2 protein-coding genes are annotated in these 4,267 nt (G+C 72.8%); one reads left to right on the forward strand and one right to left on the reverse strand.

Going from position 1 to position 4,267, the window contains the following annotated elements:
• A partial coding sequence (locus E1300_RS51040; RefSeq protein WP_165503335.1) for a lactonase family protein occupies nucleotides 1-1,158 on the forward strand: 1,158 nt, incomplete at its 5' end.
• 72 nt (nucleotides 1,159-1,230) lie between these two features.
• Here the strand turns inward: E1300_RS51040 and E1300_RS51045 are convergent.
• The coding region (locus tag E1300_RS51045) for a proline-rich domain-containing protein (protein WP_207400424.1) at nucleotides 1,231-4,267 on the reverse strand (3,037 nt) is incomplete at its 5' end.

Below are 4,267 nucleotides of genomic sequence, written 5' to 3' on the forward strand. Positions count from 1 at the left end.
GGTGCCGTCCTCGCCGCCGCCGCGCTGCTCGCCGCCGCCGTACCCGCCGCGACGCCCGTCGCCGCCCAGGCCGCCGCGGGCCCGATCGTGCCGCCGACCAGCACCCTGTACGTCACGAACGCGGTCTCCGGCGACGTCTCCTCGCTGGCGATCGGCCCGGGCGGCGCCCTCACGCCGGCCGGCAAGCCCGTGTCCACCGGCGGGCAGCTTCCGCGGGGGATCGCCGTGCCGCCGAACGGCGCCACCGCGTACGTCGTCAACAGCGACTCGGACACCCTCTCGGTGTTCCGCGTCGGCGTGCGTGGCGCGCTCCAGCCCGACCCGCGGGTCGTCCAGACCGGCGACGAGCCCTGGGGAGCGACGGTCTCCCCGGACGGGCGCACCCTCTACGTGACCAACACCGCCGACGCGACCATCTCCGCGTACCGGCTCGGCACGGACGGCACGCCCACCAGGATCGGCGACTTCCGCACCACCTCCGACCACCCGAAGCAGACGGTGCTGTCCCCCGACGGGCGCTTCCTCTACCTGGTCTACGCCGACGTCGACGAGACCGCCGAGAGCCCGGCGCGGGTCATCACCAGGTTCGCCGTGCGCGCGGACGGCACGCTCGGGCCGGGGGAGGACGTCGCGAAGGTCGGGCAGGCCAGCTTCGGCATCGCGATCAGCCCGAACGGCGCCTTCGTGTACGTGACCTCGAACCTCAGGGACGAGGTGTGGGGCTACCGGCGCGCCTCGGACGGCTCGCTCGCCCCCGTGCCGGGCTCGCCGTTCGCCGCGCCCGAGGCCCCGGTCGGCCTCAAGGTCACGCCCGACGGGCAGCACCTGTACGTCGGCGCCAACGACTCCGACACCGACTCGCCTCCCGGCGGCGTCCTCGGCTACACGATCGCCGCGGACGGCTCGCTCACGCCGGCCGCGGGCTCGCCCGCGCCCACGCCCGGCCACTCCGAGGTCGCCGCGGTCGCGGTCGCCCCTGACGGCCGGAGCGTGTTCGCCGCGATCCGCGACACGAGCCAGGTGTCCGCGTTCGCGATCGGGGCCGGCGGCGCCCTGAAGGAGGCCCCCGGATCGCCGTTCGCGACGGGCGGGGAGCGTCCGCTGAGCCAGTCCCTCGCCGTCCGCACGGTCCCCGGACCCATCACCCAGCAGCGGTAAGGACCCGCGTACCGGCCTTCCGGTGGCGGCGGTGGAGTTGGGGCCGCCGCCGTCACCGGAAGGCCTTTCCGCTTACTCGCCAGGCGGCTCAGGAGGCGGGGGCGGAGGCGGATTCTCGACGACGACCTCGATGTTGAATCCCCTCCGCACCTGCATCTTCAAGGGCAGGGCGATGCCCGTGGACCGGAAGAGATCGGCGCGTTGCTTGACGTCGGCGGCCGTCTCCCAAGGCTCCGTCCAGCCCGCGGTGGCGAACCGGACCTCGACGATCCGGCCGCCGCTCTGGACCACCAGGTTCTCCGTCATCTGGACGACCTTCACGTTCCGCAGCGCGGTCGCCTCCGGGATGCCGCGCAGCTTGGCGAGGGCCAACTGCGCGACGGACTCCACGTTCACGATGGTGTCGAGTTCGAGGATCCGGCGCCCTGCCAGGCCGACGCCGTAGGCCTGCTCGAACCACTTCATCATGCAGATGCTGAGGTACGTCCCCAGGGGCACGCCCCGGCCCGGTACCAGTTGCGGCTGGATGTCGATGAAGCGGCGCGGGAACGTCTTGTCAATGTTGACGTAGTCGAGCCTGAGACGTCCGGTCGCCGTGTCGTATGTCCAGTCCGTGGCGGCGAGCGACCCGTCCGGCATCTCGATCTTGAAGCTCTTGGAGCGCTGCCCCGGTTGCAGCGCGTTCCCGTAGTCGTCGGTCTCGCGGGACTTGCGAGGGATCGTGAACCTCGCATCGGGAAGTCGCAGGTCCTCCCGGAGGCGGTCGAAGCCGACGCGTTCCCAGAGGCCGGGAGTGGTGGTGCCGATCAGCTCCCTCGCACTGTAGCTCCGCTGGACCAGTTCCGTGTACATCTTCGCGTCGCCGGCCGGGTCGAGGATGCGTCGGCCGATCGTGTAGTCGGCCGCCAGGGCGCGGCGCAGGTCGTCGGTGAAGGCGTGCATGGAGTCGCCCGGAGGAAGCGCGAGCGGCGGGCGGATGGTCGAGACGGTGCCCGGGAGGACGGGGGCGGACGCCGCGGTCTCGGCGGCGGCGCCGGGGAACCTGCCGGTGATGAAGGTGTTGCGGGTGCCCGGCGCGTAGACGAACCAGCCTTCGGGGGAGACGCCGATGCCGAACTGGCGTCCGCCGAGCGTCACCCGGTCGATGTCGCGCAGCCCCGCCATGTGCGGGTTCTGTTCGAGCAGCTTCGGAGGGAACTGGAGGTCGTGGTTCTCCCAGGTGTGGGAGAACGTCGGCGTGGAGGACGACGGGTCCAGATAGACCTCGTAGCGGTCCTTCGTGATGCGCAGCATTCCTCTTTGGTCGGAATGGCGGATCTCGATGACGCCTGAGTCGGCCCTGCTCACCCAGGGGCCGTGTTCCGGAATGGCCAGGGGACCGCCCGGTTCGTGCGGCACCATCGGCGAGCCTCGCGGCGGTATCGGCTCCCCTGCGGGCGGGCTGCCGTCGGTCAGCAACCGCACCGGCCTCCCTCCGGGAGGCGTCCCGTCGGGCAGCGCGGGCACCGGCCGTCCGGGCGGGGTCTCGCCGATCAGCGGCGGTCCGGTGGCTTCCGGGAGGTGGAGCCCGCCCATGACCCCGCCGATGATGCCGAGGGGCTCCATGAAGCTGTCGAACCACTCCAGGACGCCCTGGAGGCGCTGCCCGGTCGCCAGTTGCCTGCCGGCGTGCTCGTAGAGCCGATGGATGGCCTTCTGGCGTTCCTTCTCGTACGACTTGCCGATCTGGATGCCGAGCGCGCCCAGATTCGCCAGGTACCCGACCCAGGCGAGCGGTCCGGCGGCGAAGCTGAGCACCGTGAGGATCGGCAGGAGGACGTCCCAGACCGAGACGTTGTTCACGCCCCGGCCGGCGCGGATGACCTGGGCCTGGACCGATGCCGGCGGCAGTCCCATCGCCGCGAGCGTCTCGTCCATGACGAGGTCCAGGCCGAAGACCAGGTCGGGGTCGGCGCGCAGCTCCTTCCGGCCCTTCGCGACGTTCCGGAACTGGGCCTCGATGTTCTGCGCCAGCAGTTCCTGGAGGTTCTCCGGATACCGCGACGCCTTTGCCCCGTCGTAGACGACCCTGTCGCGCAGCAGCGGGTACTCGGTGCGGACGCGGAGGGCGTCGGGCTTGTCGGCTTCCGCGGGGGCCGTGCTCAGCGCGGTGGCGAGCTTGATGACCTGCCCCATGTCGCGGTAGCGCTGCGCCTCGGCCTGGAGGACCCGCTCGCCGTCCGCCAGGCCGGCCAGGGCGTGGAGGACGGCTTGGCGCCGGACCGCGTCCCGCAGCCGGAGCACGGCGGCGTCGAACTCGGCCACGGTGCGGAAGCGGCTCGCGTCCAGCGCGTTCCACATCTTCTGGAGGGCCGCCGCCTCGACCCACGAGACCGAGTTCTCGCTGTTGGTCGTCTCGGACTCGACGATCGCCTCGTAGAGGTCCTCGGCGCCCCGCAGCTCGTCGATGGCGGCTGCCTGCCTCACCGGGTCGATGGCGGCGCGCGCCGCCTGGATCTCGGCGTCGCGGACGGCCTCGTCCCGGAGCGCGGCGGCGCGCTCGGGGCCGTGCAGGTAGCGGTCGAGCCGCTCCTGCGCGGCGGCCCAGGTCCCGGACGGGCCGTCCGCGGCGTCGGGGGCGGCGAGCCGGGCCCAGTCGGATTCGCTGAGCCCGGCGAGCTCGTCGCGGAGGCGCATCAGCGCGACGGCCTCGTCCAGCGGCAGGGGAGCGCCGTCCCGCCGCGCCCGGCCCGGCGGTGCCCCGCCCCGTCGGCCGCGCAGGGTGAGGTAGCGGCGGATCTCCGCGGTGTTGAGGAGGGCGTCCTCGTCGAGCGCCCCGGCGTCGCGGTCCGGGAGGGTCCGCGCGCCGACCACCACGAAGTCGAAGTCGTCCACGCCGTCGAACGTGCCGGGGTTGGCGGCGTGCTGGGCGTGGTCCACCCGCACGCTGTAGTCATGGCCGCCCTCGGCGACGTAGGCGCCGAGCTGCGGCGGGTACGCCCATCGCAGCGGCCGGTCGTGGAGCGCCTTCGCGGTGTCGAGGTCCACGACGGTCAGCTCGCGTTCGAGCCGCACCTCCGCCTCGACGAGCTGCTCCAGGGGCGCGCCGCCGAACAGGGCGTCCGGCATG

The sequence above is a fragment of the Actinomadura fibrosa genome (assembly GCF_900659615.1).
Taxonomy (GTDB): Bacteria; Actinomycetota; Actinomycetes; order Streptosporangiales; family Streptosporangiaceae; genus Spirillospora; species Spirillospora fibrosa.